The organism is Pseudomonas sp. HC1(2025) (genome assembly GCF_058742075.1).
The window spans coordinates 2,634,907-2,647,861 of sequence record NZ_CP196017.1; the positions used below are offsets into that span (position 1 = coordinate 2,634,907).

Sequence of the window (12,955 nt, forward strand, 5' to 3'; positions counted from 1 at the left end):
AATGGACGATGTACAGCAATTGGGCGAGATGCTTCGTCATTACGCCGACAGCGAAGCGCACAAGCGCCAGCAGTTCGAGGTGCAGTCAGCCCGCTGGACCCAGAAAATCACTGAGCTGTACGGCGAGATCGAGCAGTGGTTGGCGCCGGTCAAGAGTGATGGTTTGCTGGAGGTGCAGCGTGAGGCTTATGTGGCGTCTGGCCCAAGCGTGCCGGTGGAGACTTCGACCTTCAAGACCGAGAAACTGACCATTCATATCGCGGGCAAACCGGTGGAATTTGTGCCGGATGTGATGGGGGCGGGTGGGTTGATTTCGTTGTCGGTCATGGGGCTGACCGCGGCCCGTTACGGCAGCATATCCCTCGTGCTGCTGCCGGGGTCCAATGATTGGTTGTGGAAGAAAACCAATGGCTTGAAAGACCCGGACACCTTTGCCTTCGATGCCAACTTCCTGGCCTTGCAGTTGCAGAGCCTGATTCCGCGCGAGCGCGGCTGATCCCCAGGCAAATGTGGGAGCAGGCTTGTGTGGGCTTGTGTGGGAGCGGGCTTGCCCGCGATAGCGGTGTGTCAGGCAAGTATTCCTGACCTGATATACCGCCATCGCGGCATGAGTATTTACACCACTCTTTTCTGGGTTTGTGTACATATCCGTTGCTGCGGTCACGGCGGCTATTGGTTCTGCCCTTACGGCGGGTCACTTTTGGAAAAGAGCCCGGAGTGCCGGCCCAGCCAAAAGTAACCAAAAGGGCTCCTGCCCCCCAAATCAATATCGGATGACGGGCAGCGTGGTTTAACGGGGCGCCTAAGATCAAAATCACAAGCAAAGCGAGGCGGCCTGACAGCCGACCTGATCGTCAAGGCGTGCGCGTACCCCTGTAGGAGCTGGCTTGCCTGCGATGGTCGTTAACGATGACGAATGAATACCAGATACTCTGATGTGTTCTTTCGGGCGTCATCGCAGGCAAGCCAGCTCCTACAGGGGAATGCAGCTTCGCGCTCTGGTTCTGCTGTTGCTCTGCTTTTGATCTGGCTTTTGATCTTAGGTGCCCCGTCAAACCACGATGGCCGCAGGCAGGTATTGCGCAGTGGGCACCCCGGCATGGATGCCGGGGTAGCCGCGACACGGCCATGACCGCAGCAACGGATATGTACTCACACCCAACTACAAAAAAAGAGCGAGTTGTGTAGACACCTATGGCCATCGCGGGCAAGCCCGCTCCCACACAAGCCCGCTCCCACAAAAAGCCCAACACCGAGCTTTAGAGCTCGACATTACCCCAGCCCGGCTTGGCCTCCTCAGGCGCCACCGCCTTGACCTGTTTGCCCGTCGCCAGCTCCACCCGCCGCGCCACTTCCGGGTCGTCGGCAAACGGAATCAAGCTCGCCTCATCCAAGGTTTCCCCCGATTGCCCGCGCAAGCAGTACTCCACGGCGCCATACAGGCAGATCACCGCCGCCAGGTTGAAAATGACCTCCCACATCAGGCGATCTGCGCATCATTGTGCGCCACCTTCAGGTCCGCGACCCGTACGGTGCGCCAGGTGTTGTAGGCCATCAGCAACATGCCGCCCAGGAAGAACACCCCACCGGCAAATCGCACCACAAACCCCGGGTGGCTGGCCTGCAAGGCCTCTACGAACGAGTAGGTGAGGGTGCCGTCGTCGTTGACCGCCCGCCACATCAGGCCCTGGGTGATGCCGTTGACCCACATCGAGGCGATGTACAGCACCGTGCCGATGGTTGCCAGCCAGAAGTGCAGGTTGATCAGCGGCACGCTGTACATCTGCTCGCGACCGAAGATTTTCGGGATCATGTGGTACAGCGAGCCAAAGGTGATCATCGCCACCCAGCCCAGGGCACCCGCGTGGACGTGGCCGATGGTCCAGTCGGTGTAGTGGGACAGGGCGTTGACCGTCTTGATCGCCATCATCGGCCCCTCAAAGGTCGACATGCCGTAGAACGCCAACGACAACACCAGAAAGCGCAGGATCGGGTCGGTGCGCAATTTATGCCAGGCGCCCGACAGGGTCATCATGCCGTTGATCATGCCGCCCCAGCTGGGTGCCAGCAGGATCAGCGACATGGCCATGCCCAACGACTGCGCCCAGTCCGGCAGCGCGGTGTAGTGCAGGTGGTGGGGCCCCGCCCAGATATACAGGGTGATCAGCGCCCAGAAGTGCACGATGGACAGGCGATAGGAATACACCGGCCGCCCGACCTGCTTGGGCACGAAGTAATACATCATTCCCAGGAACCCGGTGGTCAGGAAGAACCCCACCGCGTTGTGCCCGTACCACCACTGCACCATGGCGTCGGTGGCGCCGGAATACACCGGGTAGGACTTGAACCAGTCCACCGGGATCGACAGGTGGTTGACCACATGCAGCATGGCGATCACCACGATAAACGCGCCGAAGAACCAGTTGCCGACGTAGATGTGCTGGGTCTTGCGCTGCACCACGGTGGTGAAGAACACAATGGCGTAGGCCACCCACACCACGGTCATCCACACCGCGCCGGAGAATTCGATCTCGGCGTATTCCTTGGTGGTGGTGTAGCCCAGGGGCAGGGTGATCAGCATGATCACAATCACCGACTGCCAACCCCAGAACGTAAAGGCTGCGAGCCAGTCGCTATACAGGCGCACCTGGCAGGTACGTTGCACCGCGTAGTAGCTGGCGGCAAATTGCGCGCTGCCGGCAAAGCCGAAAATCACCAGGCTGGTGTGCAGTGGCCGCAAGCGGCCAAAGGTGGTCCAGGGCAGGTCCAGGTTCATGTCCGGCCACACCAGTTGGGAGGCGATCCATACGCCCATGGCCATGCCGATAACGCCCCATACCACGGTGGCGATGACGAATTGACGGACAACCTTATAGTTATAGGCCTGCCCGGTTGATGCTGTGCTCATGGTCAGTCTTCCACGGTTTCAAGTCCCGGGCACTGTAGGAAATCCATGAAAAACAAAACAGGCTCAGAAAAACTACATTAATACGGATCAGAATTTATCCCTTAAAACATGGGGTATTGCACGGCTGATATGGTTTTTTAGTTTTTAGCTGAATCTGTGACGCATTGAGCTGTAAGTGCATAGTCGCTCCCATAGAAACCGCTGCCGTCGAGCGCGGTCAGCCATGATGAGGTAGCGAGATGTATCGGTACGATGAGTACGACCGGGCCCTGGTCTTCGAGCGTGTGGCGCAGTTTCGTGATCAGGTCGAACGGTTTGTCGCTGGCGACCTGAGCGAAGAAGAATTCCTGCCGCTGCGCCTGCAAAACGGCCTGTACCTGCAAAAACATGCCTATATGCTGCGGGTGGCGATCCCCTACGGCACCCTCGGTGCGCAGCAGTTGCGCACCCTGGCGAGCATTGCCCGGGACTACGATCGCGGCTACGGCCACTTCACCACGCGCCAGAACATGCAGTTCAACTGGATCGAGTTGCAGCAGGTGCCTGACATCCTCCAGCGCCTGGCCGAAGTCGACATGCATGCGATCCAGACCTCCGGCAACTGCGTGCGCAACATCACCACCGAAGCCTTTGCCGGGGTGGCCGCCGACGAGTTGCTGGACCCGCGCCCGCTCGCGGAAATCCTGCGGCAATGGTCGACCATCAACCCCGAATTCCTGTTCTTGCCGCGCAAGTTCAAGATCGCCATCTGCTCGGCGCGCCAGGATCGGGCGGCGATCATGATGCATGACATCGGCCTCTATCTTTACCAGGACGCCGGCGGCCACATGCTGTTGCGCGTGCTGGTAGGCGGCGGCCTTGGGCGCACGCCGATCCTCGGCTTGCAGATTCGCGACGGCTTGCCCTGGCAGCACCTGCTGTCGTACGTCGAGGCGGTGCTGCGCGTGTACAACCGCCATGGCCGGCGCGATAACAAGTACAAGGCGCGGATCAAGATCCTGGTCAAGGCCCTGGGCATCGAGGCGTTTTCCCGGGAGGTGGAGGAGGAGTGGCAGCACCTGCGCGACGGCCCGGCGCAATTGACCGAGGATGAGTACCAGCGCGTGGCCTCGGCCTTTGTACCACCGCATTATCAGGCGCTGCCCGACACCGACCTGGACTTTGGCACACACATGGCTGACAGCCCGGCGTTCGCGCGCTGGGTGACACGCAACGTGCAGCCCCACAAAGTGCCGGGCTACAGCAGTGTGGTGCTGTCCACCAAGCCGGGGATTGCCGCGCCGCCGGGCGACGTGACGGCCGAGCAGATGGACGCCGTGGCGCAGTGGGCCGAGCAGTTCGGCTTTGGCGAAATCCGCATCGCCCATGAACAGAACATCGTACTGCCGGATGTGCCCAAGGCGCGGCTGCATGCGTTGTGGTCCCTGGCCTGTGAGCAGGGCCTGGGCAGCGCCAATGTCGGCTTGCTGACCGACATCATCGCCTGCCCCGGCGGCGACTTCTGTGCCCTGGCCAACGCCAAGTCGATCCCCATCGCCCAGGCGATCCAGCAGCGTTTCGACAACCTCGACTACCTGCATGACCTGGGCGATATCAGCCTGAATATCTCCGGCTGCATCAATGCCTGTGGGCATCACCACATCGGCAATATCGGCATCCTGGGCGTCGATAAAAATGGCAGCGAGTGGTACCAGATCACCCTGGGCGGCGCCCAGGGCAAGGCCAGTGCGCTGGGCAAGGTGATTGGCCCTTCGTTCAGCGCCGCACAGATCCCGGATGTGATCTCACGCCTGATCGCCACCTACGTCCGCTACCGGGAGAGCGACGAACCCTTTATCGACACCGTGCAACGCATCGGCCTGGAGCCGTTCAAGGAGCGGGTGTATGGCAGCGTGGTGCAACCGGTATGAACAATCTGTTGAGCCTGGAACAGGGCGTGGCCCGTATCAAGCAGGATGACCCCTGGACCCTGGTGCGCGACGCCGCCGTACCGCTGCCCGCTGGCCCGTTGATCCTGCCGCTGGCCCTGTGGCTGAGCCGGCGTATTGTGCCAGAGCCGCCGCAGGACGCGGTGTGGCTCGGCCCGGACGATGAAGTCGAACACCTGCAGCCGTGGCTGGAGGTGTTGCCGCTGATTGCCCTGGACTTCCCCAGCTTTCGCGATGGCCGGGCCTACAGCCAGGCCTATCTGCTGCGCACGCGCATGGGCTGGCAGGGCGAGTTGCGGGCGGTGGGGGATGTGCTGCGCGACCAACTGAGCCATATGCGCCAGTGTGGTTTCGACGGGTTCGCCGTGCGCGAGGACAAGTCGGCCGTCGACGCACTCAAGGGCCTGGCGGGCATGAGCGTGAGCTATGGTCGCTCGGTGATTGAGCCGCGGCCGCTGTTTCGGCGGCGGCAGGTGCTTACTTCAATGCCGGGTCGCCAGGATTGAGTTTTTTCCAGCCCTGCATCACCACTTGCGCCTTGGGTTCCTGATTGTTCTCCAGGTAGTACTGGATCAGCGACAGCCGCGCGTTACGGTTATACGGTTGGCGCTGGAGCAGTGCTTCCAACTGCTGGCAGGCCTTGTCGACCTGACCACCGTCGTGCAACGCCACCGCCAGCACAAAGCTGTACTGCCCATTGCCCGGTTCCAGGCGGGCGGCTTCGCGCAAGTGCGTCAGCGCCGACGGCGTATGGCCCTGGCGAATCAGCATCAACCCTTGGGTATGTTGCAGCAGCGCGGCCTCGGGATGTTGCTTGAGGTTTTCGGCAACCAGGCGGCGGGCTTCTTCGCCCCGGCCATTGGCCTCCAGCCACTGTGCGAGGGTCACCAGCGCCGGGTAGAAGTCCGGGTCGCGCAGCAGCGCCGTGCGCAGTTGGGCTTCGACCAGGCCGGCGCGCCCGCTGGCCTGGTACAGCATGGCCAGGTTGAGGTTGGCTTCGGCGCGCTCTTGCAGGCTCCGTTGCACGTTCTCGTATTCACCGATGGCCTGTTCCCAGGCCGGGCCCAGGCCTTGAGCTGCGACGCTGAGCAGATCCCGCGCGGCGAGAATGCGCACCGCCCGCACCGGGTCCTTGAGCAAGGGGCGATACAGCGCCACGCGCTCGGCAGGCGGCAGCAAGGCGCTGGCCGCCCGAAGCGCACTCTCGCGCACTTGTGGGGCAGGGTGGCCCAGGTCTTTGGTCGCCAGCTTCAACGCCTGCTCACTGGGGTAGTTGGGCAACTCGGCCAGCAGCGTGGCGCGTTGGATCGCCGGCAGGTTGCTGCGCGCCAATTGCTCATACAACGCGTGGGCCGCACCCGGCTGGCCGCCGCGAATCAGCGCCAGGCTTTCGTCGTAGCGTGGGGCCTGGAGTGTCTGGCTGTGGTCCCACAGTTTGAATTGTGCGCTGATCTTGTCGCCGGCCTTGCCCTGGTGGCAGCTCAGGCAGGCGTCCGGGGTGCCGAGCCTGGCGGCGCGCTCGGGGTTGGGGATGCTGAAGCTGTGGTCATGGCGAAAGTCGTTGCCCATGTAGAACTTGCCGGGCATATGACAATCGACGCAAAACGAGCCAGGCTGCCCGGCGACATGGCGCGTGTGTTCCGGCGCTTCGTAATTCCTGGCCTGCAACCCGCGACCATCTACCGAGGCAACCGCAGTCTTGCCCGCCGTGTTGTGACATTGCAGGCACACACCGTTGCCGGGGGCTTTCAACTGGTTGCTATGGGGGTTATGGCAGTCGGTGCAGCGCACGCCCTTGTCGGCCATCTTGCTCTGGGCGAAGGAGCCGTGCTCAAACACTTCGTCCTTGATCTTGCCGTCCAGGGCATACAACTCGCGGGTCAGCACGCTGGGCAGGTAATCATCCATCAGGCGCTTGCCCACGGTATAGCCGTCACCCAGTGGGGCGCGGCGTGCATGGCAGCGGGCGCAGGTTTCAAGCTCGACGGTGGCGTCCTTGTCCTTCAAGTCCACGGCAAAGCCTGCATGCAACAGGTCGCCTTTCTTCGCTGCCCATTGCACATGGTTCGAGGCCGGGCCATGGCAGGCCTGGCAGCCGACTCCGAGGCTGTTCCACTGGCTGTCGAAGCGGTTGTTGGGCGCATCGAAATTGCGCTGGTAGCCGGTGGTGTGGCATTCCACGCACATGAAGTTGGCGTTTTGACTCGGCTTGCTCCAGTGCAACGGGTTCTTGAAGTTCACGCCCTGGCCGGGATAGAGGTGGAACCAGCGGTTTTTTTCGGTATCCCAGGCTACGCTCAAGGCCTGCAAGCGTCCGTCGCCGACCTCGATCAGGTACTGCTGCAAAGGGGCGATGCCGAAGGTGTAGGCGACCTTGAAGTCGGCAGGCTTGCCATCGACCCCCGGGGTGTTGACCCAGAACTCATCGCCCCGGCGCAGGAAGCGAGTGGTTTCGCCTTCGCCCTGGAACGAGGCATTGTTGAAATCGGCCGGTACCGTCTGGGGGGTTGCCTGCTGCATTGCCAGTTGATGGTGAGAACCTTGCCAGTCCTTGGCCTGGGGTTGATGGCAGCCCTGGCATTGCTGCTCGTCCACCATGTGCGCAGGCGGCGTCGGCGGTTTAGCCACAACAGCCACCGGTGTGGGCGCCGGCAGCGGCAGCTTGGGCGTACTGGCCTGGAGGAACAGCCAGATCGCGGCCATCGCCAGTAGCAAAACGGCAATCAACAGTGGGTAGAGATAACGACGGGATGAATCACGGTGGCTGACCTTGGGCATGCGACTTCCGATGTCCGATGCATTGACGCTCTATGGCGTGCTTAAGCTGTGTGCAGCTTTGACGCAGGTCAGGGCCCTGTCAAATCAGGGGTGTGAAATAAGCCGCACTTATGTGCCAGTAGTAGGATATTTTTCCAGAGTTGGCTATACCTGTTACTTCACGTTTCGACGATAAACGCCAAGGAGTTGCGCCATGAAGCTAGGGCTCATGATCAGTACGCTGTGTATTGCCTCACTCGGGGTGACCGGGTGTGCAAGTAAAGTCCCGCAGCCGGATGAGTATTCGGGATTTCTGTCCGACTACAGCCAGTTGCGCGAAGCCAAGTCGCCGTCGGGCGCAGAGGTGATGCGCTGGGTCGATCCCAAGCTCAATCTGAACCGCTACACCTCGGTGTATATCGAGCCGACTCAATTTTTCCCCAAGCCCCAGGCCACCGCGCAAATCCCCGAAGACACCTTGCGCAGCATCAACGAGTACTACAACCAGGCGCTCAAGCGTGAGCTGGTCAAGTCCCTGCCATTGGCCAACGCCCCGGGACCTGGGGTGATTGTGGTGCGGGCGGCGATCACAGCGGTCAGCCGCAAGACCGAAAGCCTCAAGCCGTACGAGTACATTCCGGTCGCCCTGGTGGCAGCAGCGGTGAGCACCGGCACCGGGATTCGTGACCAGGAAACCACCCTGGGCACCGAGGCGCAGTTTCTCGATGGCGACAGTGGCCGGGTGATCGCCCAGGTCGTGCGCAAAGGCACGGGCAAGCCTTTGGACAACGATACCCAGGTGATGAAAGCGGCGGATGTGAAGGCGGTGATGGATGGCTGGGCGGCGGATCTGCACCAGTCCTACCTCAAGCTCAAGGCCAAGTAACCCACCCAACGCCTACAGGGAATGGGGCTTCGCGCTCCAGCTCTGCTTTTGATCCTGATCTTGGGCGCCCCGGCATGGATACCGGGGTAGCCGCGACACGGCCATGAGTGGCCGTTATCGCAGCAATGGATATGTGCACAAGCCCAAGAACCACTACACAGTTGTGTAGATACTCATGCTCATGGGCGGCAAGCCAGCCCCCCCATCAATCCCCGACAAACCACCGGTAATACGGATTGGCCCCATCCTCCTGCAACACCTGGCGGATATCCCGGCCCCAGGCCGCACGATCACCGTTATAGGCGTGCAGGCTGGCGCGGTAGAACTGCATCAGGCGTTGTTGCTCGGCATCCAGGGTGCGCAGCAATGCCCCATCGGCATTCTGCAAGGGCGCAGGCACGCGCAAGTCGAGCAAGGCCGGCAACACCCGCTTGATCTCCTGGCTGCGCACCCACGGGGCATATTCGATACGCGGCTGGTCATCGGTGACGGCCAGGGCCTGCCCGGCAAAGCGCTCCAGCCCGTTGCGATCGGTAACCCAGGTCGCCAGCAGGGTCGCGGCCGAATCAATGCCAACCTCGGCCAGGGCGCTGCGCACCGGGGCTTGCTCGAAGCGCTGGCGAATACGCGCGGCGTCCAGCTCGATCGGTTCCATGGAGCCCACCAACAGCATCTCGTGGAACTCGCTGGTCCACAGCGTGGCGTAGGGGAACACGTCGAGGAAGCTGCGCACCAATGATTGCGAGTCTTCGATGTTCTGCGTCGGCAGCGGTAGCCACTGGGCCAGCAGGCCGTGTTTTTCCAGGCGCCGCGCGGCCAGTTGGTAGAAGTCGCGCGAGTACAGGTTGACCACGCCGGCGGCGGAGGGCGGTGGTGGTTCCAGGGTGATCAAGTCATAGGCTTGGGGGCTGCGCAGCAGTTCCTGGCGACCGTCGCGCAAGCGCACCTGCACGCCGGAATCGCTGGCAGCGTTGTAGTTGCCCTTGAACAGCGGCGCCGCTTGCACCACAGCAGGCAGCAGTTCTGCGACGACCCGTTGCTCCAGCCCCGGATAACGCAACAGTGCGCCGGCAGTGATGCCGGTGCCAAAGCCGATCACCAGCGCCGCACGGGGCTCGGCGTTATGGATCAGCAACGGCAGTAGGGCCTGGATGCGCATATAGCGCAGGGACGGCATGGCGTCGCCGGTGTTGGACACGCCCTGGATGTACAGGCGCTGAAAGGCCCGCGTGCCCTTGCCCTGGGTGACCACCGCGACGGTCGCGCCACGGCCTTCCTGGTAAAACGCCAGGCTGGCATTGCGTGCGCCGGGCAGCAGGTTGGCCAGGCGGTCCACCGGGGTCAGCAGGGCCACGGCCAATGACAACAGGCCGATGGCCCCCACGGCCTGGCGGCGACCTTTTTTCACCCCATGGCCACGGCGCACCGCGATGTAGCCCACCACGCCGGCAATCACCGCCAGCAGGCCCAGGGTGCGCACCAGGCCGAGCCAGGGGATCAGCACAAAGCCGCAGAGCATCACCCCGACAATCCCGCCCAGGGTGTTGAACGCCACCACCGCGCCCACGTCCCGGCCTACCTGCGCGCCGCCCACACTCAGGCGCAGCGCCAGGGGAAACGCCGCGCCGAGCAACAAGGTGGGCACAAACACAATGCACAAGGCGGCCATTGCAAAGCGTGCGCTCATGCCTGGCAATTCGCTGCCACCGAAGCTCAGTACCAGCGCTTCAGCCTGGGTTTGCAGGAGCACCAGCCAACGGCCCAGCAAGGCGATTTCCAGCAGGGCCACCAACCCGGCACCGGCAATCAGCAGACCGAAGACGCCCCACGGATCGCGAATGCGTGCGACCCGGCGCGCCATCAGTTGGCTGCCGATAAACAGCCCGGCCAGGTAGGTGGCCAGCACCACGGCAAAGGCATAGGTGCGGGTACTCATGAATTGCACGATGGACTGCGACCAGACCACTTCATAACCCAGGGCCACGCCGCCGGCGATGGCATACAGCACCAGCGCCAGGCGCGCCGGTTGGGTCTTGGACGGGGCATTGACCGACGTTGCGCGATGGCGCACGTACAACAAGGCGCCGACGGCGGCGAGCAGGTTGAGCAAGGCGGCCACCAGGGCACTGCCGCGCACGCCAAAGGTGGCGATCAGCACAAAGGCCGTGAGCAAGGTGCCAACGATGGCCCCGGCGGTGTTGGCCGCATACAGCCGGCCACCGGCCTGGCCCAGGTCCTTGGCATCGACGTTGAGGGCGCGCACCAGCACCGGCAGCGTGCCGCCCATCAACAGCGCAGGCAGGCCCACCAGGGCGAAAGGCAGGACCCAGGCCAACAGGCCGATGCGCTGTTCCAGCCAGGCAAACGGGCTGGCGGCCATGCCCAGGGCCAGCGTGGCGCTGACTCCGAGCACGGCGACGAGAATTTCCAGAGCGGCGTAAAGCACCAGCGGCCGTGCGAGCCGATCGGCCCAGCGGCCAAACAGCCAGCTACCCAGGGCCAGCCCGGCAAAGAAGGCACTGATCCCGGTGGTGATGGCATAGACCTCGACCCCAACCACCAGTGACAGCTGCTTGATCCAGAGCACCTGGTACACCAGAGCGGCGCTGCCGGAGATGAACAGCAGCAGGGCGGGGATCAGCAGGGTGGAGGTCTGGAGACGGGCCAGGGGTTGGCTGGCAGTGCGTGAAGACATTGCAGATTGCCTTGTTCAAAGGGAACAAATATTTCAAAACTGGCGAAGATGCCCGGTGAAAACCGGGTTTAGTGTGGGAGCGGGCTTGCCCGCGATAGTGCAGTGTCAATCAATGCATTAGGTGACTGATCCACCGCTATCGCGGGCAAGCCCGCTCCCACACAAGCCTGCTCCGACCTTTTACTGCGCCGGCGCTGCCTTCATTTTCTCGGCAATTTTCGCATCCACCGCCGCGCGAATCTGGTCGATGCTGAAGCTCGCCGGTTTCTGGCTGGGTGGGTACTCGATGAAGGTTTCGAGGAAGGCCGCCGATTTGGTCACCGCGACGCCCGCCAGGTACACGTTCTTGGTGCTCCAGTCGTAATACTGGTCAGACACCACGTCCGCCCGCTCGTACGGGTCCATGCGCAAGTTGAGGATCTTCGGCACCCGCAGGCACACGAACGGCTCGCTCCAGACCCGGAAACCGCCAGGCTGGCGTTGTTCGCAGAACACCACTTTCCAGTTGTCGAAGCGCATCGATACCAGCACCCCGTCGTCGTTGAAGTAGTAGAACTCGTTGCGTGCGCCTTTAGGTTGCTGGCCGGTCAGGTACGGCAGTTGATTGAAGCCGTCCAGGTGCACTTTGAAGTTGGCGCCGCCCGCGACCGGGGCCCAGCCTTTGAGCAGCTTGTCCTTGACCTCGGTATCGCCGGCCGCCGCGAGCAGGGTCGGGAACCAGTCCATGCCCGAGAGCATTTCGTTGGAGACTTCGCCGCCCTTGATCTTGCCCGGCCAGCGAATGATCGCCGGCACCCGGTAGGCGCCTTCCCAGTTGGAGTTCTTCTCGTTGCGAAACGGCGTGGTTGCCGCGTCCGGCCAGGAGAACTGGTTGGGCCCGTTATCGGTGGTGTAGACCACGATGGTGTTGTCGGCGATTTTCAGGTCGTCGAGGGTCTGCAGGAGTTTGCCGACGTCACCGTCGTGCTCCAGCATGCCATCGGCGTACTCGTTGCCGGGCATGCCGCTCTGGCCCTTCATCGAGTCGCGCACGTGGGTGAACACGTGCATGCGCGTGGTGTTCATCCAGACAAAGAACGGCTTGTCGGCCTCGGCCTGTTTCTTGATGAACGCCTGGGCGGCGGCGGTGGTTTCGTCGTCGATGGTTTCCATGCGCTTGGTGGTCAAGGCGCCGGTGTCTTCGATCTTGCCGTCGGCAAAGCTGTGGATCACCCCACGTGGGGTGTTGGCCTTGACGAAGGCCGCGTCGTCCTTGGGCCAGTAAGGACGTTCCGGCTCTTCTTCGGCATTGAGGTGGTACAGGTTGCCGAAGAACTCATCGAAACCATGGTTGGTGGGCAGGTACTCATCGCGGTCGCCCAAGTGGTTCTTGCCGAATTGCCCGGTGGCGTAGCCCTGGGACTTGAGCGCCTGGGCGATGGTGATGTCGCGCTTTTGCAGGCCTACCGGTGCACCGGGAATGCCGACCTTGGACAAGCCAGTGCGCAACGGCGTCTGGCCGGTAATAAAGGACGAGCGCCCGGCGGTGCAACTGTTCTCCGCGTAATAGTCGGTGAACATCATGCCTTCCTTGGCGATACGGTCGATGTTCGGGGTCTTGTAGCCCACGACGCCCATGGAATAGGCGCTGATATTGGTTTGCCCGATGTCATCGCCGAATATCACCAGGATATTCGGCTTTTCGGCGGCCAGGGCTGTCGCCCCGACCCCCATCACTGAAACCGCCACCAGGGCCAGTTTCGGTAGCCACTTGCATATGCGAGTCATGAGACCTGCTCCTT

9 protein-coding genes are annotated in these 12,955 nt (G+C 62.4%); 4 read left to right on the forward strand and 5 right to left on the reverse strand.

All coding sequences use genetic code 11. The features are described from left to right. Position 1: 1 nt before the first annotated feature. Positions 2-496, forward strand: a complete 495-nt coding sequence (locus ACSSVH_RS12035) for a hypothetical protein (protein ID WP_169955882.1) — start codon at positions 2-4, stop codon at positions 494-496. A 763-nt stretch (positions 497-1,259) separates the two neighbouring features. Here the strand turns inward: ACSSVH_RS12035 and ACSSVH_RS12040 are convergent. Then, complete coding sequence (locus ACSSVH_RS12040; RefSeq protein ID WP_169952532.1) at positions 1,260-1,481, reverse strand: cbb3-type cytochrome c oxidase subunit 3; 222 nt, start codon at positions 1,479-1,481, stop codon at positions 1,260-1,262. After that, positions 1,481-2,908, reverse strand: a complete 1,428-nt coding sequence (gene ccoN, locus ACSSVH_RS12045) for a cytochrome-c oxidase, cbb3-type subunit I (RefSeq protein ID WP_170041513.1) — start codon at positions 2,906-2,908, stop codon at positions 1,481-1,483. Before ccoN ends, ACSSVH_RS12040 begins: the two co-directional genes overlap by 1 nt. Positions 2,909-3,147: 239 nt before the next feature. Between ccoN and ACSSVH_RS12050 the strand changes: the two genes are divergently transcribed. Continuing rightward, positions 3,148-4,818 (forward strand): nitrite/sulfite reductase, encoded by a 1,671-nt coding sequence (locus ACSSVH_RS12050; protein WP_170041512.1) that lies wholly within the window; start codon positions 3,148-3,150, stop codon positions 4,816-4,818. Next, a complete protein-coding gene (locus ACSSVH_RS12055) occupies positions 4,815-5,342 on the forward strand; it encodes a DUF934 domain-containing protein (protein ID WP_170057417.1) in 528 nt (175 codons plus the stop codon). The genes ACSSVH_RS12050 and ACSSVH_RS12055 overlap by 4 nt, the downstream gene beginning before the upstream one ends. On the opposite strand, the gene ACSSVH_RS12060 is transcribed toward ACSSVH_RS12055, so the two are convergent. Beyond that, a complete protein-coding gene (locus tag ACSSVH_RS12060) occupies positions 5,314-7,614 on the reverse strand; it encodes a tetratricopeptide repeat protein (RefSeq protein ID WP_492634595.1) in 2,301 nt (766 codons plus the stop codon). The genes ACSSVH_RS12055 and ACSSVH_RS12060 overlap by 29 nt on opposite strands. A 193-nt stretch (positions 7,615-7,807) precedes the next feature. Here ACSSVH_RS12060 and ACSSVH_RS12065 point away from each other — a divergent pair, with 193 nt between their 5' ends. Continuing rightward, a complete protein-coding gene (locus ACSSVH_RS12065; RefSeq protein WP_169952527.1) occupies positions 7,808-8,479 on the forward strand; it encodes a DUF3313 domain-containing protein in 672 nt (223 codons plus the stop codon). Between the two features lie 205 nt (positions 8,480-8,684). On the opposite strand, the gene ACSSVH_RS12070 is transcribed toward ACSSVH_RS12065, so the two are convergent. Beyond that, positions 8,685-11,174 (reverse strand): spermidine synthase, encoded by a 2,490-nt coding sequence (locus tag ACSSVH_RS12070; protein WP_492634596.1) that lies wholly within the window; start codon positions 11,172-11,174, stop codon positions 8,685-8,687. A gap of 180 nt (positions 11,175-11,354) precedes the next feature. Next, positions 11,355-12,941, reverse strand: coding sequence for an arylsulfatase (locus ACSSVH_RS12075; protein ID WP_169952525.1), 1,587 nt, complete (start codon positions 12,939-12,941; stop codon positions 11,355-11,357). Between the last annotated feature and the right edge of the window lie 14 nt (positions 12,942-12,955).

Excerpts from the sequence above, each read along its gene's own strand:
- ACSSVH_RS12035 (WP_169955882.1), top strand. The coding sequence starts at position 2 with ATGGACGATGTACAGCAATTGGGCGAGATGCTTCGTCATTACGCCGAC.
- ACSSVH_RS12040 (WP_169952532.1), bottom strand. The coding sequence starts at position 1,481 with ATGTGGGAGGTCATTTTCAACCTGGCGGCGGTGATCTGCCTGTATGGC.
- ccoN (WP_170041513.1), bottom strand. The coding sequence starts at position 2,908 with ATGAGCACAGCATCAACCGGGCAGGCCTATAACTATAAGGTTGTCCGT.
- ACSSVH_RS12050 (WP_170041512.1), top strand. The coding sequence starts at position 3,148 with ATGTATCGGTACGATGAGTACGACCGGGCCCTGGTCTTCGAGCGTGTG.
- ACSSVH_RS12055 (WP_170057417.1), top strand. The coding sequence starts at position 4,815 with ATGAACAATCTGTTGAGCCTGGAACAGGGCGTGGCCCGTATCAAGCAG.
- ACSSVH_RS12060 (WP_492634595.1), bottom strand. The coding sequence starts at position 7,614 with ATGCCCAAGGTCAGCCACCGTGATTCATCCCGTCGTTATCTCTACCCA.
- ACSSVH_RS12065 (WP_169952527.1), top strand. The coding sequence starts at position 7,808 with ATGAAGCTAGGGCTCATGATCAGTACGCTGTGTATTGCCTCACTCGGG.
- ACSSVH_RS12070 (WP_492634596.1), bottom strand. The coding sequence starts at position 11,174 with ATGTCTTCACGCACTGCCAGCCAACCCCTGGCCCGTCTCCAGACCTCC.
- ACSSVH_RS12075 (WP_169952525.1), bottom strand. The coding sequence starts at position 12,941 with ATGACTCGCATATGCAAGTGGCTACCGAAACTGGCCCTGGTGGCGGTT.